Here is a 19433-nt window from a genome sequence, read left to right on the forward strand (position 1 = left end):
GTCAGCTGTCAGTTGTCAGTCGTTCCCGCACTCAGAGACTCAGCCGGTCGATCTCCGCCAGCTCCTCCGTCGTCAGCGGACCGCCGGCCAGCGCGTCGATGTTCTGGTCCAGTTGGGCCACGCTGCTCGCGCCGATGATGACCGAGGCCACCCGCGGATCGCGCAGCACCCAGCACAGGGCCAGCTGGGCCAGCGTCTGACCGCGCCGCTCGGCGACCTTGGCGAGCGCCCGCAGCCGCTCCAGCTTCGGCCCGCTGAGCGCCTCTTCGGTCAGGAACTTCCCGACCGACATCCGCGATCCCGTCGGCACCTCTCCCGACAGATAGCGGTCGGTCAGCAGCCCCTGGGCCAGCGGCGAGTAGGCGATCAGGCTGGTCTGGGTGTCGCCCACCGCGTCCAGCACGCCCTCCTCCACGGAGCGGTTGAGGATCGAGTAGGCCGACTGGTTCAGCAGGGCCGGCGTGCCCAGCTCGCGCAGGATCGCCACGGCCTCCCGGTGCTTCTCGGCCGGGTAGTTGGAGATCGCGGCGTACAGCGCCTTGCCCGAGCGCACCGCGCTGTCGAGCGCGCCCATCGTCTCCTCGAGCGGGGTGTCCGGGTCGTAGCGGTGCGAGTAGAAGACGTCGACGTAGTCGAGCCCCATCCGGTCCAGCGACTGGTCCAGGCTGGCCAGCAGGTACTTGCGGCTGCCGCCGTCGCCGTACGGGCCGGGCCACATGTCCCAGCCGGCCTTGCTCGCGATGAAGAGCTCGTCCCGGTACGGGCGGAAGTCCTGGGCGAACAGGTAGCCGAAGTTGCGCTCCGCACTGCCGTACGGCGGGCCGTAGTTGTTCGCGAGGTCGAAGTGGGTGACGCCCCGGTCGAAGGCCCGGCGCAGCACCGCCCGCTGGACCTCCAGCGGCTGGGCGTCGCCGAAGTTGTGCCAGAGGCCGAGCGAGACGGCCGGCAGCCGGACCCCGCTGCGGCCGGCCTTGCGGTACGTCATCGAGGCATAGCGGTCATCCGCCGCGAGGTAGCTCATGCCGGACATCCTGCCAGCCGTCCGCGGTGGATCAAGCCCCTTGCCTCGTGTTCGGCCGGCGCTCGTTCTCGCGGCGGCCCGGGCGAGCGGCCCTGGCGGGGCGTCAGGGTCGCCTCGGGGGAGGTGGCGTGACGCGCGCCACCGGTCGCGACGGAATGCCGCTCGGAGGGGAGGGGGAGACGGACCGTCGAGGGGCCGTGGCCGCCGGGGGGCGGCGCACGGTCCTCGGGCGCTTCCCGGGCGCTTCCCGGGCGCTCCCCGGCTCGGTCCGGGCGGTCCGGGTGGCCGGGGCGTGGGGCCCGTCCCCGGCGCGGTCGACGGTGGAGATCGGGCAAACCCTGGATTCTGTACCTACTGGTATGTACAGTGATCCGCATGAGCACCCAGGACCGTCTCATCGAGAGCACCCAGTCGCTCCTCTGGGAGCGCGGCTACGTCGGCACCAGCCCCAAGGCGATCCAGCAGCGCGCCGGCGTCGGCCAGGGCAGCATGTACCACCACTTCACCGGCAAACCCGACCTCGCCGCCGCCGCCCTGCGCCGCAGTGCCGAGCAGATGCGCGGCGTCGCCGAGGCGGACCTCGCCTCGCCGGGCAGCGCGTACGACCGCATCGCCGCCTACCTGCGGCGCGACCGCGACGTGCTGCGCGGCTGCCGGATCGGCCGGATGGCCCAGGACCCGGACGTCATCGCGGATCCCGAGCTGCGCGGACCCGTCGAGGAGACCTTCGACTGGCTGCGCGGGCGGATCGCCGGCCTGGTCGCCGAGGGGCAGGCCGCCGGCGAGCTCACACCCGGCCTCGACCCGGCCGACACCGCCGCCGCCGTGGTCGCCGTCGTCCAGGGCGGCTACGTGCTGGCGCGCGCGGCCGGCAGTGCCGAGCCCTTCGAGCAGGCCGTCCGCGGGGCGCTCGGCCTGCTCGCCGCACGGCGCACGGCCTGATCCGCGGGCGTCCGGACGGACCCTGTGGGCGGGCCGGTGGCACCGCCCGTCCGGCCCCTCCAGCACGCCCCTCCCGCGCGTCCGTCCGCCGCGTCGTCCCGCCGCCTCCGTACGGCGCGGAGACCCGGCGTGCGGACCCGGCCCGGAGACCCGGTCGCCGCCAGCCCACCGACCCGAGGAGCTCGCCGTGCACGCCATGCAGTACGAGATCACCCTCCCCGCCGACTACGACATGGGGATCATCCACAAGCGCGTCGCCGACAAGGGCCACCTGCTCGACGACCACCCCGGCCTCGGCCTCAAGGCGTACCTGGTCCGCGAGCGCGGACAGGACGGTTCGCCGGTCAACGCCTACGCGCCGTTCTACCTCTGGCGCACCGCCGAGGGGATGAACGGCTTCCTCTGGGGCCCGGGCTTCCGCGGTCTGAGCGCGGACTTCGGCCGCCCCGTCGTGCGGCACTGGCTCGGCGCCGGTCTGGTGCACGGCCCGGCGGCCACCACCGGCGCGGCCCCGACGCCGGGCGGCGCGACCGTGCCGGTCACGAACGCCACGCCTCCGACCAGCGCGACCCTCCACACCGTCCGGCTGCCGGAGTCCGCCGACCCGGCCGAGGCGGTCCGGCAGGCCCTGGCCGACGTCGCGGACCCCGCCCGATACGGCGGTTCCGCCGGCTGGTCGGCCCTGCACACCGCCGCCGTCGCCGTGGACCCGAGCCGCTGGGAGCTGGTGCGGTTCACCCTCCGGCACGGCCCGGCCCCGGACGACGCCCCCGGCATCCGCTACCGGGTGCTGCACCTGTCCCGCCCCGAACTCGACCGGCTGCCCAGCGGCCGCCACTGGTGAAAGGTTTCCTCAACCCGTGACCACCTCCCCGAGCACCGCCCCGACCGGTCCCGCCGCCACGCCCCCGACCACACCCCCGACCGCCCCCGGGACCGGTCCCACGGCCGGCCCCCCGACCACCCCCGCGACGATGACGCCCGCCGACCTCACCCCGGCCCCGCTGGACCGCGAGGCCGGCTACGCCCTCCTCGCCGAACTCGCGGGCCCGGTCGCCGCAGCCACCCTGGGCGGTCTGGACGGCCTCGCCCCCGGCTTCCCCGACTGGATCGTCACCAGCCTGTTCGGTGGCACCTACCAGCGCCCCGGCCTCGCCCTGCGCGACCGCCAGGTGGCCAACCTCGCCGCCCTCACCGCCCTCGGCGGCGTGGAGCCCCAGCTCGCCGACCACGTCCGCAACAGCCTGCGGATCGGCATGACCAGGGAGGAGGTCGTCGAGGTCATCGTCCACCTGGCCCCGTACGTCGGCGTCCCCAAGGCCCTGGCCGGACTGCGCGTCGCCACCGCGACCTTCGCCGAGGCCGCGACGCCGGAAGGGGCGCCCGCATGAGCCCGTCCGTCGGTACCGACCGGACGGCCCGCACCGCCCGAACCGTCCGCACCGTCCGCACCGTTCTCGGCGACCTCGACCCCGCCGAACTCGGCGTCACCGACTCCCACGACCACCTCTTCCTGCGCAGTCCGCTGCTGCCCGGGCAGGAACTGGACGACCCGGCAGCCGCCGAGGAGGTCCTGCGAGCCTTCGCCGCGGCCGGCGGCCGCTCCCTCGTCCAGTGGACCCCGCACGGCATGGGCCGCGGGGCGGACTCCCTCGCCGGGCTCTCCCGGACGACCGGCGTCCACGTGGTCGCCGCCACCGGCATGCACCAGGCGGCCCACTACGACCCGGACACCCTGGGCGCCCGCTACGACGGGCTCGCCGAGCGCTTCACCAGAGAGCTCACCACCGGCTTGCCGGGAGCACCCGTGGGGGTCCGGGCGGGGCTGATCAAGGTTGCGGGCGAGTACCACGGCCTGGCCGAACACACCCGGCGGGTCCTGGCGGCGGCGGCGCAGGCCCACCACGCGACCGGCGCCCCGATCGCCGTCCACCACGAACTGGGCACCGCCGCACCGGACGTGGTGGACCTGCTCTGCGACCGGCACGGCGTAGCGCCGCGACACGTCCTGCTCGGCCACCTCAACCGCTTCCCCGACCTGCGGCTGCACCGCGAACTCGCCGCCACCGGCGCCTACATCGCGCTGGACGGCCCCTCACGGGCCAACCACGCGACCGACCACCACCTCTTCGACACCATCGCCGCCCTCGCCGAGGCGGGCCACGCCGGACAGCTCCTGCTCGGCGGGGACACCACCACCAGGTCCGCCCGGCACGCTCCCGGTCCCACCCACCTGCTGACCGCCCTCGCACCCAGGCTGGCCCGGGAGTTCGGCCCCGAGCTGCCCGAACTCCTCCTCGTCACCAACCCGGCCGCAGCCTTCGCCGCCGACTGGCGCACGCCCTGACCGCACGCCCTGACCGCATGCCTGACCACGCGCCCCGGCGCGGACGGGCACCAAGCGGTGCGGCCGTCCACCCGTCGCCCGGCGAACTACCGTGACCGCCATGGTGACCTTGCGGATCCTCACGACCGACGACTGGCCGCTGTGGCGGGACCTCCGCCTCGCCGCCCTCACCGACGCGCCGCAGGCCTTCCGGCCCCGCCTGGCGGACTGGCGGCACGGCGGCGAGGAGCGGTGGCGGGCCCGACTGCACCTGCCGGGAGCGCACCACGTGGCGGCCCTGCTGACCGGTGGTGGCGCTGACGGTCCGGAGCGCCCGGGCGGCCCGAACGGCACCCCGATCGGCCTGGCGGACGGTGTCCCGGGGCCGGACGGCGTGCGGGAGCTGCGCTCGGTGTGGGTCGGGCCGCAGGCACGCGGACGGGGCGTCGCCGACCTGCTCATCGCGGAGGTCGAGCGCTGGGCCCGGGCGTCCGGGGGCACCGTGCTGCGTCTCGCCGTGCTGGCCGGGAACGAGCCCGCGCTCGCCCTGTACCGCCGGCACGGCTTCATCGTGTGCGCCGGTGCGGACGCTGCCGCGGACGCCGGCACGGCCCCGGCCGCGGGCACCGACGCCCACACGGCCCCGGACACCGGCGCCGACGCGGTCACGGGCGTGCGCGAGATCGTCATGGCCAAGCCCCTGACCTGACCGCCGAGCCACCCCGGCGACCTCACGCGCCCCCTGCCAGCCACCCTCGCCAGCCACCCCCGCCAGCACGCGCCGCCGGGCCCGCGCCGCCCCCTCGGGGGAGCGACGCGGGCCCGGCGCGTCCGTTCCGCGCGGCGGGGAACCGGCGGCCCGGCGTGTCACATGTGCGTGCCGCCGTCGATGCGGAGCTCGGTGCCGGTGACGAAGGCGCCGTCCTCGGAGGCCAGCATCGCGATCACCCCGGCCACCGTCTCCGGGCCGGCGAAGCCCTGACCGAGGGCGGGGGAGAGCTTGGCCAGCAGGCTGAAGTCGGCGTCGGAGGGCAGGCCGGGGTCGTTGGTCATGCCGCTGTCGATGCTGCCCGGTGCGACGCAGACCGCCCGCAGCCCCTGCTTGGCGTACTCGGCGGCGATGGCGTGCGTGAAGGACTGGATGCCGCCCTTGGTGGCGGCGTACGCGGCCATGTAGGGGTGGGCGAAGCTCGCCGAGGTGGAGCTGAAGTTGACCACCACGCCCTTGCCGCCCGCGAGCAGGGCGGGGAGCGCCTCGCGGGTCATCAGGAAGGTGCCGGTGAGGTTGACCGCGAGGAGCCCGTTCCAGAAGTCCAGGGTGGTCTCGTGGGTGTGCGAGGAGCGGAGGATGCCCGCCGCGTTCACCAGGACGTCCAGCCCGCCGAGGCCGGCGACCGCCGCGGCCACGCCGGTGACGACGGCCGGCTCGTCCGAGATGTCCAGGACCTGGATGGTCAGCCGGTCCGCGACTCCGTCGGTGGTGGCGCGGTCCAGGGTCCTCTTCAGGCCGTCCTCGTCGACGTCGACGGCGACGACCCGTCCGCCCTCGGCGAGGATCCGGTGCACGGTCGCCTGGCCGATGCCTGAGCCGCCGCCGGTGATCAGGACGTTCCGTCCGCTGAAGCGCTCCATGGTGGTACTCCGTTCGTTCGTGGTCTCTCGACCTCAAGAGACACGGTACGCCTAGGTGGCATAACGTGCCAATAAGGCTTGTCGAGCCATGTGGCCAGGGCGTGCCGACCTGGCGCAGTCCCGCGTAGGCTGACCCTCGTGACCGGACGCCCGACCCTCACCCAGCGCCGCCGTGACGCCACCCGGCTCGACATCGCCCGCACCGCCGCTGCGCTCTTCGCCGACAAGGGGGCGGAGGCCACCACCGCCGAGGAGATCGCCCTCGCCGCGGGGATCTCGCTGCGCACCTTCTACCGGTACTTCTCGGTCAAGGAGGACGCCGTGGCCCCGCTGCTCGCGGCGGGCGGACGGCAGTGGGTCGACCGGCTCGCCGAGAGCCCGGCCGGACTGCCGCTGCGCGAGGCGCTGGAGAGTGCGGCGGCGGTGTCGCTGACGCCGGTCGACGAGGCGGGCGCCGAGATGATGCGGTGGACCCGCAGCCTGCTGCGCGACCCGCGCCTGGACGGCACCTGGCAGCGCGTCCACGCCGACTCCGAGGCGCGGCTGCGCGCCGTCCTCGCCGAGCGCTGCCCGGCGGGCACCGATCCGCTGGAGATCCGGCTGGCCGCCGCCGCCGCGACCGCGGCGATCCGGGTGGCCCTGGAGCAGTGGGCCTCCTCCGACGCGCCCGCCACCGGCCCGGACTCCCCGCAGGACCTCGGCGCGCGCTGCATGCGGGAGCTCACGGCCGGTTTGCGGCTCTGGGAACGGGTGTCCTGAAGCCCCCCCGGGGGCGTGGCTCCGCCCCCGGCGCCGCTACGCCCTCGAACCCCCCGCCGGCTCCGGCGTGTCAGTCGCTCCGGCGGGCGGCGGCCGGCAGTGGTTCGACCCCCACGACCCGGCGGATCCGGGTGGGCTCGACGAACACGGTGACGCGCCGTTCGCCCGGCACGCCCCACTCGTAGCGGTCCGAGCCGAGGTACTTCCGGGCCAGGCGGTCCAGCTGGCGGTCCGCCTCCTCGCCGGTCACGAACTCCACGGCCCGGCCGTGGATCTGGACGCGGTCGTACGGGTCGTCCGGATCGGCGTGGGAGAGGCAGAGCCGGGGGTCGTGGCGGAGGTTGAGCTCCTTGACCCGCCCGACGGTGGTGTTGAAGAACACCCGGTCGCCCGCCAGGTCCACCCACATCGGCGTGACGTGCGGGGCCCCGTCCGCCCCGGTGGTCGCCACGTACCAGATCCGGGGCTCCCGCACCCGTGCCCGGATGTCGTCCGTCCAGCCGCCCATGGGTCGCCTTCCGTGTCGGTCCGTCTCGACCTGATGCACGCTCAGGGTAGGGGGTGCGTGGCCGGCGTGTCGGTAGGGCGGCGACGGTCGGCGCCGGGCCGTGGCCGTCGTCCGCCATCCCGCCGGCCCGGTCCGCCCGCGTGGTGACAACAGCTGACAGCTGACAGATTTCAGACGACAGATAACAGATAACAGATTTCAAACTCTGTCACCTGTTATCCGTTACCCGGAAACGACCAGCAGACTCCCCGTGACCTCCCAGCCGTCGTCAGCCTTCTCCCAGCCGGACGCTAGGGTTGATCCTCGCGCCCCGGCGGGGGGAACCGGGGTGACCTCCTCGGATGTCCCCAGCGGAGGGGACTGGAGTTCGAGGCGTGGGAGCAAGCAGGACATGGGTCTGACGAGCCACAAGGTGTTGGCGCTGACCGTATTGATCGCCGTCGTGATGATGGCCGGCACGGTCTGGCTCTGGCCCAGACTCGCGAGAGCGACCTGGCAGGCGGTCCTGGGGAGGATCGGCGCACTGCTCGCGACCCAGCTCGCGGTGCTCGCCGCGCTCGGCCTGGTGGCCAACAACTACTTCGCTTTCTACAGCAGTTGGGACGACCTGCTGGGCACCGGCGACACCGGACCGGTGGTCATCCACAACAAGGCGGACGCCTCCGGGCGCCTGCTCGTGGAGACGATCGGCCACGCCTCCGTCAAGGGCGGCGGCGCGATGGGCCGCGAGCCCGCCCAGTCGGGGGAGATCCGCAAGGTGCGGATCGACGGCGCGGTCAGTCGCCTCTCCACCGAGGGCTACGTCTACCTGCCGCCGCAGTACTTCCAGCCGGAGTACGCGCAGAAGCAGTTCCCGGCGGTGATCGTGAGCACCGGGTTCCCGGGGATCGCCGAGAACCTGATCACGCGCTTCAACTACCCCGGCGCGGCGCTCAAGCTGCTCCAGGAGGGCCGGATGCAGCCGACCGTCATGGTCCTGGTGCGCCCCTCGCCCGCCCTGCCGCAGGACACCGAGTGCGAGGACATCCCGGGCGGCGCGCAGTCCGACACCTACTTCACCAAGGACGTCCCCTCGGCGATCCAGGCGAGCTACCGGGTCTCCGCGGACCCGCAGGCCTGGGCCTTCATGGGCAACTCCACCGGTGGCTACTGCGCGCTCAAGCTGGCCATGCGCCACCCCGACGTCTTCCCGACGGCCGTCGCGCTCTCCGCCTACTACGACGCGGCGGACGACCCGACCACGGGGGACCTGTTCGGCGGCAGCAGCCAGCGCCGAAACGAGGCGAACCTGTTGTGGCGGCTGAAGAACCTGCCGCAGCCGAAGGTGTCCGTGCTCCTCGCCGGCACCAAGAAGGGCGACGGCGACTACCGGCGCGAGACCGAGGCCTTCGTCGACGCGGTGAAGGACCCGATGAAGGTGTCCTACAGCATGCTGGAGAACGGCGGCCACAACTTCGAGACGTGGAGCGCGCTGCTGCCCTCCTCGCTCGAGTGGCTGTCCCAGCACCTCAAGGTGCCCAACCAGACCGTCTGAGCCCCGGTCCGACCGGCCCAGGCCCGAGCCCGGCCCAGGCCCGAGCCCGGCCCAGGCCCGACCGACCCCTGACCGTAACGGCTCCGGACCGCAACGGCCCCGGACCGCAGCGGCCCCCGGCCGGACCGCCCGGACCGATCGGTCAGGCCACCCGCTCCAGGGTCCCGGTGTGCAGCTCGCCCACCCGGCCGCCCTCGCCCTCGAATGTCCAGAAGGCGCGGACCGTCAGCCTGCCGAGGTCCATCACGTGGCTGACGGTGATCCCGCTCTGCTCCGTCCAGCTGACGAAGTAGATCTCCGGCGCCACCTCGGCGACGTGCAGCCGCACGTCCTCCCACTGGCCCGCGGACTCGCCGAGGCCCTCCCAGCGCAGCCGCGTGCCGTCGGCCGAGTAGGCGTTGCGGAAGGCCGCGCCGTTGTCGGCCCGGAAGAGGTAGGTGCGGCCGGCGAAGGCGGGCAGGGGCGCGGTCATGGTGGGGCGGTACCTCGTTCCCGGTGGGGTGCGCACGGGTGGTCCGTGGGGTCTTGTGCACTGCGGAAGATGTCGGACCTCCAATTTATCCGACCGGGCGAGCCCGGCGGGTGCAGTTGTGCCGGGCGCGGCCGGGGGAGTCGGCCGCGCCGGAGGGCGCACCGGGCGGGCGCCCGCCGGACGTCCCTCGGCGGCACCGGCGAGCCGTCCTCCGGTCGCCGGGCGCCGGCGGCGCAGGCCGGGAGCCGGGTGGACGCCCGGCTCGGCCGAGGGGATGATCAACTCGACCGCCACGCAGCGTCGTTGATCGACACCACTGTGAGCTGCGTGACAACCCGCCCGGCAGAGTTGTCCGTTCACGGACGGTCTGCCTAGCCTGCAACGGCCGTCCGCCACGCGGACCCCGCCGCCGGGACGCCGAGTCCCGTCCACCCGCCGGCGGGCAACCGAGGACCACAGTGGACGGGAGCGGGGGAACCAAGGTCAGCGCCCGGCCCGCACGCTCTCCCGCGTGCGGGTCGCGGCTAGGGGTGAAGCCGCTCCCACCGGCGGCCGGGCAACTGCAGCCCGAACCCGACAGCTCACCTCGCAGGCGTCGCAGAGGACACCCCATGCACCAGCCTGCCCTCCGGCGCCGCACGCCGCGCCACGCCCGCCCGGCCCACCGGGGCCGCTTCGCCGCCCTCGCCGCCACCGGGGCGGTCGCCGTCAGCGGTGCCGGTCTGCTGGGCCTCCCGGCGACCGTCGCCGCCCACGCCGCCACCACCCCGACCGTCACCCAGGACCGGCTGGCCCCCGCGACGATGGTCGCCAACAAGGCCGCCACCGCCTCGCTGACCGTCCACTCCTCGGCCTGCGTCACCGCGAAGACGGTGGGTGTGGGCGTGCGCGACGCGCGCGGCACCAACCTGGACTTCCCCGGCAACCTCTCCAACGTGCAGATCTGCCCGAGCGGGCTGTCCTTCACCAGCGGTGCCCGCGCGCTGCCGGCCGGGACGTACAGCCAGTTCGGCTTCTGGCAGGACCTCGGCGGCGCCTGGCACAACCTGCCCTCGCAGCAGCTGGTGGTCTCCGGCACGGCGACCCCGACCCCGGCTCCCACCGCGACCCCCACCGCCACCCCGACGCCGTCCCCCACCGGCACCCCCGGTGCCACGGCGAGCCCCTCGGCGGGCACCCCGGCCTCCCCGGTCGCGGGCAAGGCGCTGACCTGGTCCGACGAGTTCAACAGCTCGATCACCTGGGGCTCGCGCTGGGTCGGTGACAAGAGCACCGCCTACAGGTACGGGAACCACAACCCGGACGACAACAAGCTCGACCTGCTGAACAAGAACAACGTCAGCGTCGCCAACGGGGTCGCCACCTTCACGGCCGCGCCGAGCGGCACCACCCTGGAGAACGGCAAGCAGGCCTGGAACGCGGGCTTCCTGACCACCGAGGGCTCCAGCGAGGGCTTCCGGGTCAAGACCGGCGACTACGCCGAGACCCGGGTCAAGCTGCCGTCCGGTTCCGGTGCCTGGCCGGCCCTGTGGACCTGGAAGAACGGCAACGGGGAGATCGACTCCTTCGAGTACCACCCCGACAACCCGAACCTGCTGGAGCTGACCAACCACGTCAACCCCGGCAACGCCAAGTACTACACCGACGCCGGTGCCGTCGCGAAGGACCAGTGGGTGACGATCGGCACCTACTACGGCGCCAACTCGGTCGACTGGTACGTCAACGGCGTCAAGGTCTTCTCGGACGGCAAGGGCGTCGGCGCCAACTGGTCGGCGTACCTGATCCTCAACCTCTCGGTGTGCGCGGGGCAGTACCACCCGGCGCCGCAGGGGACCACGCCGCTCAGCATGGCCGCGGACTACGTCCGGGTCTACCGCTGACGCGTGAGCCGTCGGGTCCAGCCGCTCGGGCCCGACGGCTCACGTGATCACCGCCGGCAGCCCGTTCCCGGCTGCTGACGCCCGAGCGCCCGGGGCCGACCACTCGGCCCCGGGCGCTCGGGCGTACCGGCTCAGTCGTTGGTCGTCTCGACCACCCTGATCTCGAACGGCTTCCGGTTGTTGGTCTCGTCCTTGTCGTCCGCGCCGCGCACCGCGACCCAGCCGCCCTGGAGGGTGCCGAGCGGGAGGTCGGGGGAGAGGCGGACCGGGACGAGCGCGGTCGCGCTGCGCCCCGACTTCAGCCCCGCGGGGAAGACGCAGCGCACCCGGTGGCCGTTCTGGAACACCTCGCAGTCCTCGGGGAAGAACGGCTCCTCGGGGGTGACCCCCTCCGGCAGGGTGACCACGACGGTGAACGGCGAGGCGGTGGTGTCGGGGCCGCCGTTCCCGACGAATGCGTGGATCGTCGTGCTGCCACCGGGCGGAGCGGGGTCCGGGTCGATCCGGACCACCTCCAGGTCGGAGTTCGAGGGCTTGACCAGGGCCGCGCCGACGTCCACCACCGGCCGCGGCTCGGGGCGGCGCAGCGCCCAGGACGGCCCGGCGGCCAGCACCGCCACCGCGCAACCCGCCGCCACCACGGCGACCAGCCCGGCCCCACCGACCCCGCCGGATCCCCGACGCCCCGTGCTCCTGCGTTCCATCGCGACTCACCCGTGCCCTTGCGCTCCGGCGGCCCGCGCCGTCGCGCGCCGCGCCCGCACCCAGGGTGGCGGGGCGGCCGCCGGGGGCCCGGACAACCCGCCAGCCGTTCGCCTGGACGGGCGCACCGGTGCACCGGAAGTCGGCTCGTCGGACCTCCGGCGCACCGGGGGCCGTCCGGCCTGCGGCGCATCCGGGGTCAGGCCGGCCTCCGGCGCACCGGGAGAGGGGCTGAGCCCGTTCAGGGAGCCAGGACCTGCCCCAGCCGGGCCGCGATGTGGTGCATCACCGGGACGAGCGCGGAGGCGCCGGCCTGCTCCTCCAGCGCGCGGATCCGGGCCTCGGGGCCGGAGACGGAGAGCGCGGTGGGCGTGGGCGCGCCCGGTACGGCGAGCGCGATGCAGCGCACGCCGATCTCCTGCTCCTGGTCGTCGACCACGTAGCCGCGCTCGCGCGCCTCGGCGAGCTGCTCCAGCAGCTCCTGCGGGTCGGTGACGGTGTACTCGGTGTGCGCGGGCAGCGGGTTGGGGCCGAGCACCGCGCGCGCCTCCTCCTCGGGCAGCTGGGCGAGCAACGCCTTGCCGACGCCGGTGCAGTGCGGCTGCACCCGCCGGCCGACCTCGGTGAACATCCGCATCGAGCGCCGCGACTGCACCTGCCCGACGTAGACCACCTCGCCGCCCTCCAGCACCGCCAGGTTGGCGGTCTCGCCGGTGGCCTCCATGAGTTCGGCCAGGTAGGGACGGGCCCAGCTGCCGAGCAGGCGGCCGGCCGTCTCGCCGAGGCGGATCAGCCGGGGGCCGAGGGTGTAGCGGCGCGCGGTGTCCTGGCGCACATAGCCCTGCTGGACGAGGGTACGAACCAGGCGGTGGATGGTCGGCATCGGCAGGCCGGAGCTGGTGGAGAGCTCGCTGAGCGTGGCGACACCACCGGAGTCGGCCAGCGCCTCCAGGAGCTGGAAGGCGCGCTCGACGGACTGCACGCCGCCGCTCGCGCGGTCGGTGCCCGTCGTCGATGCTGTGTCGGGGGTCGCAACCACCGGCGTTCCCTTCGCTGTCGGGGAGGAGTAGAGTCCCGGCGATCACATCAACAAACCGTTGAAATTCTGTATCGCGGAAACTAGTCTCCACCTTACAGAATCGAACCCGCCGACAGGTGGGTTCCGATCAAGGAAGTTCCCACCGGAGCTCCCTTCGCCAGGCTCAACCGCTTAGGAGTGTCCTGCCCATGGCTACAGATCAGGGACCCGTCGGCGCCTCTCCCGCCGCTCCGGTCGTCACTGTCGCCGGTCCGCGCGTCCACCGGGCGGAGGAGGTGCTCACCCCGGAGGCCGTCGCCTTCGTCGTGGGCCTCCACCGCACGTTCGAGGCGCGCCGACAGGAACTCCTGGCCCGACGGAAGGCGCGCCGGGCGGAGATCGCGCAGGCCGGCACGCTGGACTTCCTCCCCGAGACCGCCGACGTCCGGGCCGGCGACTGGAAGGTCGCCGAGGCGCCCCGCGCCCTCCAGGACCGCCGGGTCGAGATCACCGGTCCCACCGACCGCAAGATGGTCATCAACGCCCTCAACTCCGGGGCGCGGATCTGGCTCGCCGACTTCGAGGACGCCACCTCCCCGACCTGGGAGAACGTGGTCAGCGGCCAGATCAACCTGATCGACGCCTTCGAGGGCCGGATCGACTTCACCACCCCGGCCGGCAAGTCCTACGCGCTCAAGCCCGCCGCCGAACTCGCCACCGTCGTGGTCCGCCCGCGCGGCTGGCACCTCGACGAGACGCACCTCCTCGTTGACGGCACCCCGGTGGCCGGCGCCTTCCTCGACTTCGGCCTGTACTTCTTCCACAACGCCGCGCGGCTGATCGCCAAGGGCGCCGAGGACCCGAACTCCGGCCCGTACTTCTACCTGCCGAAGACCGAGAGCCACCTCGAGGCCCGGCTCTGGAACGACGTCTTCACCCATGCCCAGGAGCGGCTCGGCATCCCGCACGGCACCATCCGGGCCACCGTCCTGATCGAGACCATCACCGCCGCGTTCGAGATGGACGAGATCCTCCACGAACTGCGCGACCACGCCGCCGGCCTCAACGCCGGACGCTGGGACTACCTGTTCTCGATCGTCAAGAACTTCCGCGACGCCGGCGAGCACTACATCCTGCCGGACCGCAACACCGTCACCATGGCCTCGCCGTTCATGGCGGCCTACACCCGGCTGCTGGTGCAGACCTGCCACCGCCGCGGCGCCCACGCGATCGGCGGCATGGCCGCGTTCATCCCCAGCCGCAAGGACCCCGAGGTCAACGCCGCCGCCCTGGAGAAGGTCAAGGCGGACAAGGACCGCGAGGCCGGCAACGGGTTCGACGGCTCCTGGGTCGCCCACCCCGACCTGGTGCCGGTCGCCCGCGCCTGCTTCGACGCGGTGCTCGGCGAGCGTCCCAACCAGAAGGACGACCCCGGCCCGGCCGAGCCCGTCACCGCCGCCCAGCTGCTCGACATCGCCGGCGCCGGCGGCACCTGCACCCGTGCCGGCCTGCACAACGCCGTCCAGGTCGGCGTCCGCTACATCGAGGCCTGGCTGCGCGGCCTCGGCGCGGTCGGCATCTTCAACATGATGGAGGACGCGGCCACCGCCGAGATCTCCCGCTCGCAGATCTGGCAGTGGATCCACAACGGCGTCGTCCTGACCGACACCGGCGAGAAGGCCACCGCAGAGCTGGTCCGCACCCTGGTCGCCACCGAGCTGGCCGAGCTCCGGGCCGAACTGGGCGAGGACGCCTACGCCGGCGGCCGCTGGCGCGAGGCCGCCCAGCTCTTCGAACAGGTCGCCCTGGCCGAGGAGTTCGCGGACTTCCTGACCCTCCCCGCGCTCCCCCTGCTGGGCTGAGCCTCAATCTATCCGCCGACGCCACCGCTGCCGCCTGCCAGGCTGTAGCAGTCCCGCCGGCCCATTGCTCCGTTCCGTACGGCGACGAATCCACCTGTCCTCTCGTCGTCGTACGGGACGGCCCTTCCCGGTGAGGAGTTCACCCGTGGCACGCATCTTCTTCAACGGCCAGGCCATGGTCGGCGGCCCCTTCCACGCCAAGGTCGCCGACGCGCTGGTCGGCCCGGCCCGCACCGCCCCCGGCTACCGGTTCTTCGCCATCGACGTCGACGGGGAGAAGGACGTCTGCCCCGGCCTGCTGGCCGACTCCGGCGTCGACAGCGCGATCGTGGGCGAGCTGTACGACATCTCCCTGGACCACCTGCGCGACGTCATCCTCCCCGGCGAGCCGCGCGAGCTGGAGCTCGGCGTGATCAAGTTGGAGGACGGCTCCGCGTGCCTGTCCATGCTGCTCGCCCGCGGGGAGCTGGAGCGGGGCGTCCACCGCGAGATCACCCGCCACGGCGGCTGGCGCGCCTACCTCGCCACGCTGGGCCGCACGGCCTGAGGCGAGGCGTCCGAGGTGTCCGGGTGTCCGGGGCGTGCCGGGCGCGGGGTGGGCAGCCGGCGGCGAACAGGTGACAGTCGACGGATAACAGCAGACAGATGACAGCCGACAGATAACAGATGATGAAAGTTGTCAGCTGAAATCTGTTCGCCGAACGCTGTCACCCGCCCCGCAGCCGCCGCCGCCGCCCCGCCCCGCAGCGACCGCCGCCGCCCCCGTCACCCGCTGCCCCCGCCCTCCACCAACGCGTCGCCCAGCCCGTTGCGCCGGTACAGGACGCGGTGGCCGTGCCGGGTGCGGTCCAGCAGACCCGCCGAGGCGAGCGCGCCGAGGTGGCGGCTGACCGCGCCCGGGGTGACCCCGAGCCGCTGCGCCAGCTCCGTGGTGCTAGCCGGGGTCGCCAGCATCGCCAGCAGCCGGGCCCGCGGCGCCCCGATCAGCCCCGCCAGCGCCGCGTCCGCCCGGGCCGGCCGCCGGGTGCCCAGCCCCTCCGCCATGGTCGCCTTGCCGCGCGCCGGGTAGCAGACCAGCGGTGGCCCCGCCTGGGTGACGTCGGTCTGCGCGCCCAGCCCGAACAGCGTCGGTATCAGCACCAGCCCCCGGCCGGCGACGTCGACCGTGGTGCCCACCGCCTTCACCGCCGGGTGCGGGTCGACGAGCCGCAGTACCCCGGCGTGCCAGGTCAGCCTGGTGTCGAGGTCGGCGAACAGCCCCTCCGCCCCGCGCTCCGAGAGCATTCGCCCCCGGTAGGCGATGTCCGCCTCGAGGACCGACCGGGCGCGCGGCCACCAGGCCGGGGCGAGGCACCGCGTCCAATAGGCGTCCAGGGCCTCGGCCGTCCGTCCGGCCAGCTCCACCGGGTCGTCGATCAGTGCGGCCAGCGCCGGCGGCAGCGGGCTGGGGTTCCCGCCGCCGCGGTACGCCTCCAGCACGTCGGCCCGCACCACCTCCGCGGGGGTGGCCGCCAGACGCGCCAACTCGGCGGCGAAGTCGGGGCGGGGGCCGAGCGGACGCGGTGTGAGGAAGTCCGGTACGAAGCCGACCGGAGCGATCATCGCCTCCAACAGCGCGGTGTCCAGCGTCTCGTAGCGGTCCTGCCAGCCGGCGATCCATGGCTGCTGCTCGGGGTAGCGGCCGGGCGAGCGGCGGGCGCGCAGGCTCAACACCGCCTCCTGCAGGGCGGAGTAGCCGAACCAGGTGGCGGCGAGGTCGTCGACGCCCAAGTGGAACTCGAACATTGACCGTAACGGTAAAAGAGTTCCGCCGCGCTGGGAAGCCCGCTGTCCTACTGCCATGACCTCCACCGCGGTGCGCCGCTCCGCCGTCCGCCGGCTGCTGCCGGCCGATCCACTGCTGCGCAGGCTCGCCCTGATGAGCCTGGTGAACACCATCGGCAACGGCCTGTTCGTCACGGTCGCCGTGCTGTTCCTGACCCGTTCGGTGGGCCTGACCCCCGGTCGGGTGGCGCTGGGGCTGAGCGTGGCCGGCGTCTGCGGGGTGTGCGCCGGGGTGCCGATGGGCCGGCTGGCCGACCGGGTCGGCAGCCGTCGGCTGTTGCTGGTGGTCGGGCCGCTGGAGGCGCTCGCCGTCCTCGGCTACGCCTTCGTGCACTCCTTCGCCGCCTTCGTGGCGCTGGCCTGCGTGGCGACGGTGCTGGAGCGCGGTGCGGCGGCGGTACGCAGCGCGCTGATCGCCCGGACACTGCCCGCCGAGAGCCAGGTGCGCTCGCGGGCGCTGCTGCGCTCGGTGATGAACGCGGGACTGGTGATCGGTTCCAGTGGTGCGGCGCTGGCGCTGCAGGCCGACAGCTACGCCGGGTACGTCACCGTGATGGCCCTGGACGCCGTGACCTTCCTGGGGGCGACGGCCTTGCTGGCGGGTCTGCCCGACGAGCAGCTGACGGATCGTCAGAGTCAGTCCTTGAAGGCTCCGGTGGCGCGGCGGCGGACGGCGCTGCGCGACCGCCGCTACCTGCTCGTCACCGCGCTGCACGCGGTGCTGGAGCTCCAACTGCCGGTGCTCACCGTGGCGATCCCGTTGTGGATCGTGCTCGCGACGGACGCGCCGGCGGCGGTGGTCGCGGCCGTCGACGTGGTCAACTGCCTGCTGGTGGTGGTGTTCCAGGTCCGGGCGAGCCGTGGTGTGGGCGACGTCCGCTCGGCGGCCCGGGCCTGCGCCCGGGGCGCCCTGCTGCTGGCGGTCGGCTGCCTGTGCTACGCGGCGGCCCGGCACGGTTCGGCCGCTCTGGCGGCGGGGGTGGTCCTGGCCGGGGCGCTGGTGCACAGCCTCGGTGAGCTCCTCACCTCCGCGGGCGGCTGGACCCTGAGCCTGGACCTGGCCGATCCGCGCGCCCACGGCGAGTACCAGGGCGTGTTCATGAGCGGCCAGGCGGCAGCCCACGTGATCGGCCCGCTGGTGGTGGCCCTGACCGTGGTCGACCACGGCGTGGCGGGCTGGGTGGTCCTGGCGGGGCTGTTCGTCCTCGCGGGCAGCGCGCTCCCGGTGGTCACCCGGCGCGCGGCGCGGCCGGCCGCCGTCCACTGACCGGGAAGCGACCTCGGGGAAGCGGCCCCCGGGGGAGTGGGCACCCGGAGGGGAACCGGCCCCCGCACGCGAGGGCGCCCCCCGGGCCCCCACAGATCGTCCGACCCGCTCCTCACGGGGGTGGGAGCGGGTCGGAGACACGCCGCGGCCCCGAACCCTCGCCGTGGGTCCGGGGCCGCGGTCCGCTCGCCGGCCCGAGGGGCCGGTCCGCGGAGTCCGGGTCACGCACCGTCCCTGGGCGGCCCGGAGTTCGTGGGGTGTCACACGGGTCGGGCGGCGAGCTCCTTGGCGGCGCGGGCGCAGGCGCGGGCGATCCGGTCCTCGTTGACGGTGGTGAGCTCGCCCTTCTCGACGACGGCGTTGCCGTTGACGAAGAGGACGGCCAGCGGCGGCAGGGCGCCGAGGGTGAGCGCGGCGACCGGGTCGGCGATGGAGGAGTGCATGACCCCGTCGACCTTCCACAGCGCGAGGTCGGCGAGCTTGCCGGCCTCGATCGAGCCGATCTCGTTCTGGCGGCCGAGCACCCGGGCGCCGCCCATGGTGCCCAGGCGCAGCGCCTGGCGGCCGGTGAGGGCGGTCGGGTAGCCGTGCAGGCGGTTGATCAGCAGGGCGTTGCGCAGTTCGGTGCCGAGCTCGCCGGACTCGTTGGAGGCGGTGCCGTCCACGCCGAGGCCGACCGGGACACCGGCCTTGAGCATGTCGGGGACGCGGGCGATGCCGGCGGCGAGGCGGGCGTTGGAGGACGGGCAGTGGGCGACGCCGGTGCCGGTCTCGGCGAACTTGGCGATGTCGGAGTCGTTCATGTGGACGCAGTGCGCCATCCAGACGTCCTCGCCGAGCCAGCCGACGGACTCGAAGTAGTCGGTCGGGCCCATGCCGAACAGCTCCTTGCAGAACTGCTCCTCCTCGGCGGTCTCCGAGCCGTGGGTGTGCAGCCGGACGCCCTTGCGGCGGGCGAGTTCGGCGGACATCCGCAGCAGGTCGGTGGAGACGGAGAAGGGCGAGCAGGGCGCGATGGCGACGTGCAGCATCGAGCCGAAGGAGGAGTCGTGGTAGCGGTCCACGGCGGCCTCGGAGGCGGCCAGGATGTCGTCGAGCTTCTCGACCGCGTGGTCCGGCGGCAGGCCGCCGTCCTTCTTGCTGCGGTCCATCGAGCCGCGCAGCGCGGTGAAGCGCAGGCCGAGCTCCTGGACGGCCTCGATGGAGGCGCCGAGGACGTCGCCGCCGTCCTTGGGGAACACGTAGTGGTGGTCGGAGGCGGTGGTGCAGCCGGACTTCAGGAGCGCGGCGGCGGAGCCCTGGCTGGCGGCGTGGACGAGCTTCTCGTCGATCCGGGCCCAGGTCGGGTAGAGGGCGACGAGCCAGTCGAAGAGGATGTCGTCCTGGGCGAGGCCGCGGGTGATCCACTGGTAGAAGTGGTGGTGGGTGTTGACCAGGCCGGGGGTGATCAGGTGGCCCTCGCCGTTGATCCGGCGCACCACGTTGTCCAGCCACTGGGGGGCGGGGCCGTCGCCGACCGACTCGATCCGGTTGCCGAGGATGACCACGTGGCCGCGGGCGTACTCGGTGTCGTTGGCGTCGACGGTCGCGATCGCGACGTTCTCGATGACGATCCGCTGGTCGGCGGGCGGGGGCTGGACTGCCATGGTGTTACTCCTATGGGGGAGGGCCAGGAGGGGCGCAGGT

19 protein-coding genes and 1 riboswitch are annotated in these 19433 nt (G+C 73.7%); of the genes, 11 read left to right on the plus strand and 8 right to left on the minus strand.

Annotation, left to right across the window (positions count from 1 at the left end):
• Positions 1-31: 31 nt before the first annotated feature.
• Positions 32-1021, minus strand: a complete 990-nt coding sequence (locus tag AB0N04_RS01510) for an aldo/keto reductase (RefSeq protein ID WP_360213933.1) — start codon at positions 1019-1021, stop codon at positions 32-34.
• 375 nt (positions 1022-1396) lie between these two features.
• On the opposite strand from AB0N04_RS01510, the gene AB0N04_RS01515 reads away from it, so the two are divergent.
• The 5 genes from AB0N04_RS01515 to AB0N04_RS01535 all read left to right on the plus strand — a co-directional run bounded on the left by AB0N04_RS01515 (position 1397) and on the right by AB0N04_RS01535 (position 4998).
• Entirely contained in the window at positions 1397-1963 is a 567-nt protein-coding gene (locus AB0N04_RS01515; protein ID WP_360213935.1) for a TetR/AcrR family transcriptional regulator, read from the plus strand.
• A gap of 187 nt (positions 1964-2150) precedes the next feature.
• On the plus strand, positions 2151-2807 hold the full coding sequence (locus AB0N04_RS01520; protein ID WP_360213937.1) for a DUF4865 family protein: 657 nt from the start codon (positions 2151-2153) through the stop codon (positions 2805-2807).
• A gap of 16 nt (positions 2808-2823) precedes the next feature.
• On the plus strand, positions 2824-3354 hold the full coding sequence (locus AB0N04_RS01525) for a carboxymuconolactone decarboxylase family protein (RefSeq protein ID WP_360213939.1): 531 nt from the start codon (positions 2824-2826) through the stop codon (positions 3352-3354).
• Complete coding sequence (locus AB0N04_RS01530) at positions 3351-4310, plus strand: phosphotriesterase (protein WP_360213941.1); 960 nt, start codon at positions 3351-3353, stop codon at positions 4308-4310. Before AB0N04_RS01525 ends, AB0N04_RS01530 begins: the two co-directional genes overlap by 4 nt.
• A gap of 100 nt (positions 4311-4410) precedes the next feature.
• On the plus strand, positions 4411-4998 hold the full coding sequence (locus AB0N04_RS01535) for a GNAT family N-acetyltransferase (protein WP_360213943.1): 588 nt from the start codon (positions 4411-4413) through the stop codon (positions 4996-4998).
• Between the two features lie 158 nt (positions 4999-5156).
• Here the strand turns inward: AB0N04_RS01535 and AB0N04_RS01540 are convergent, their stop codons facing one another.
• Positions 5157-5921: an SDR family oxidoreductase gene (locus AB0N04_RS01540; RefSeq protein ID WP_360213945.1), complete on the minus strand. Its 765-nt coding sequence runs from the start codon at positions 5919-5921 to the stop codon at positions 5157-5159.
• Between the two features lie 138 nt (positions 5922-6059).
• Between AB0N04_RS01540 and AB0N04_RS01545 the strand changes: the two genes are divergently transcribed.
• Entirely contained in the window at positions 6060-6680 is a 621-nt protein-coding gene (locus AB0N04_RS01545) for a TetR family transcriptional regulator (RefSeq protein ID WP_360213947.1), read from the plus strand.
• 70 nt (positions 6681-6750) lie between these two features.
• On the opposite strand, the gene AB0N04_RS01550 is transcribed toward AB0N04_RS01545, so the two are convergent.
• Positions 6751-7188 (minus strand): PPOX class F420-dependent oxidoreductase, encoded by a 438-nt coding sequence (locus AB0N04_RS01550; protein ID WP_360213949.1) that lies wholly within the window; start codon positions 7186-7188, stop codon positions 6751-6753.
• 391 nt (positions 7189-7579) lie between these two features.
• Here AB0N04_RS01550 and AB0N04_RS01555 point away from each other — a divergent pair, with 391 nt between their 5' ends.
• Positions 7580-8722, plus strand: coding sequence for an alpha/beta hydrolase-fold protein (locus AB0N04_RS01555; RefSeq protein WP_360213951.1), 1143 nt, complete (start codon positions 7580-7582; stop codon positions 8720-8722).
• 142 nt (positions 8723-8864) lie between these two features.
• On the opposite strand, the gene AB0N04_RS01560 is transcribed toward AB0N04_RS01555, so the two are convergent.
• Positions 8865-9194, minus strand: a complete 330-nt coding sequence (locus tag AB0N04_RS01560) for a MoaF N-terminal domain-containing protein (RefSeq protein ID WP_360213953.1) — start codon at positions 9192-9194, stop codon at positions 8865-8867.
• A 444-nt stretch (positions 9195-9638) separates the two neighbouring features.
• A riboswitch (cyclic di-AMP (ydaO/yuaA leader) is annotated at positions 9639-9797 on the plus strand.
• An 8-nt stretch (positions 9798-9805) separates the two neighbouring features.
• On the opposite strand from AB0N04_RS01560, the gene AB0N04_RS01565 reads away from it, so the two are divergent.
• Positions 9806-11074, plus strand: a complete 1269-nt coding sequence (locus AB0N04_RS01565) for a glycoside hydrolase family 16 protein (protein ID WP_360213956.1) — start codon at positions 9806-9808, stop codon at positions 11072-11074.
• Between the two features lie 131 nt (positions 11075-11205).
• Here AB0N04_RS01565 and AB0N04_RS01570 read toward each other — a convergent pair whose 3' ends face one another.
• Positions 11206-11778, minus strand: coding sequence for a hypothetical protein (locus AB0N04_RS01570; RefSeq protein WP_360213958.1), 573 nt, complete (start codon positions 11776-11778; stop codon positions 11206-11208).
• A 239-nt stretch (positions 11779-12017) separates the two neighbouring features.
• Entirely contained in the window at positions 12018-12815 is a 798-nt protein-coding gene (locus AB0N04_RS01575; RefSeq protein ID WP_360213960.1) for an IclR family transcriptional regulator, read from the minus strand.
• A gap of 188 nt (positions 12816-13003) precedes the next feature.
• On the opposite strand from AB0N04_RS01575, the gene aceB reads away from it, so the two are divergent.
• On the plus strand, positions 13004-14656 hold the full coding sequence (gene aceB / locus AB0N04_RS01580; RefSeq protein ID WP_360213962.1) for a malate synthase A: 1653 nt from the start codon (positions 13004-13006) through the stop codon (positions 14654-14656).
• 145 nt (positions 14657-14801) lie between these two features.
• Positions 14802-15203 (plus strand): gamma-glutamylcyclotransferase, encoded by a 402-nt coding sequence (locus AB0N04_RS01585; RefSeq protein WP_360213964.1) that lies wholly within the window; start codon positions 14802-14804, stop codon positions 15201-15203.
• 218 nt (positions 15204-15421) lie between these two features.
• Here AB0N04_RS01585 and AB0N04_RS01590 read toward each other — a convergent pair whose 3' ends face one another.
• Complete coding sequence (locus AB0N04_RS01590; RefSeq protein ID WP_360213966.1) at positions 15422-16441, minus strand: winged helix-turn-helix domain-containing protein; 1020 nt, start codon at positions 16439-16441, stop codon at positions 15422-15424.
• Between the two features lie 55 nt (positions 16442-16496).
• Here AB0N04_RS01590 and AB0N04_RS01595 point away from each other — a divergent pair, with 55 nt between their 5' ends.
• Entirely contained in the window at positions 16497-17747 is a 1251-nt protein-coding gene (locus tag AB0N04_RS01595; RefSeq protein WP_360213968.1) for an MFS transporter, read from the plus strand.
• A 260-nt stretch (positions 17748-18007) separates the two neighbouring features.
• On the opposite strand, the gene AB0N04_RS01600 is transcribed toward AB0N04_RS01595, so the two are convergent.
• Positions 18008-19393, minus strand: a complete 1386-nt coding sequence (locus AB0N04_RS01600; RefSeq protein ID WP_360213970.1) for an 8-oxoguanine deaminase — start codon at positions 19391-19393, stop codon at positions 18008-18010.
• Between the last annotated feature and the right edge of the window lie 40 nt (positions 19394-19433).

The organism is Kitasatospora sp. NPDC051702 (genome assembly GCF_040681575.1).
Taxonomy (GTDB): domain Bacteria; phylum Actinomycetota; class Actinomycetes; order Streptomycetales; family Streptomycetaceae; genus Kitasatospora.

Bases quoted from the DNA above. Each gene is read 5' to 3' on its own strand.
- AB0N04_RS01510 (WP_360213933.1), bottom strand. From the start codon at position 1,021: ATGAGCTACCTCGCGGCGGATGACCGCTATGCCTCGATGACGTACCGC.
- AB0N04_RS01515 (WP_360213935.1), top strand. From the start codon at position 1,397: ATGAGCACCCAGGACCGTCTCATCGAGAGCACCCAGTCGCTCCTCTGG.
- AB0N04_RS01530 (WP_360213941.1), top strand. From the start codon at position 3,351: ATGAGCCCGTCCGTCGGTACCGACCGGACGGCCCGCACCGCCCGAACC.
- AB0N04_RS01535 (WP_360213943.1), top strand. From the start codon at position 4,411: ATGGTGACCTTGCGGATCCTCACGACCGACGACTGGCCGCTGTGGCGG.
- AB0N04_RS01540 (WP_360213945.1), bottom strand. From the start codon at position 5,921: ATGGAGCGCTTCAGCGGACGGAACGTCCTGATCACCGGCGGCGGCTCA.
- AB0N04_RS01550 (WP_360213949.1), bottom strand. From the start codon at position 7,188: ATGGGCGGCTGGACGGACGACATCCGGGCACGGGTGCGGGAGCCCCGG.
- AB0N04_RS01555 (WP_360213951.1), top strand. From the start codon at position 7,580: ATGGGTCTGACGAGCCACAAGGTGTTGGCGCTGACCGTATTGATCGCC.
- AB0N04_RS01560 (WP_360213953.1), bottom strand. From the start codon at position 9,194: ATGACCGCGCCCCTGCCCGCCTTCGCCGGCCGCACCTACCTCTTCCGG.
- AB0N04_RS01565 (WP_360213956.1), top strand. From the start codon at position 9,806: ATGCACCAGCCTGCCCTCCGGCGCCGCACGCCGCGCCACGCCCGCCCG.
- AB0N04_RS01570 (WP_360213958.1), bottom strand. From the start codon at position 11,778: ATGGAACGCAGGAGCACGGGGCGTCGGGGATCCGGCGGGGTCGGTGGG.
- aceB (WP_360213962.1), top strand. From the start codon at position 13,004: ATGGCTACAGATCAGGGACCCGTCGGCGCCTCTCCCGCCGCTCCGGTC.
- AB0N04_RS01590 (WP_360213966.1), bottom strand. From the start codon at position 16,441: ATGTTCGAGTTCCACTTGGGCGTCGACGACCTCGCCGCCACCTGGTTC.
- AB0N04_RS01595 (WP_360213968.1), top strand. From the start codon at position 16,497: ATGACCTCCACCGCGGTGCGCCGCTCCGCCGTCCGCCGGCTGCTGCCG.
- AB0N04_RS01600 (WP_360213970.1), bottom strand. From the start codon at position 19,393: ATGGCAGTCCAGCCCCCGCCCGCCGACCAGCGGATCGTCATCGAGAAC.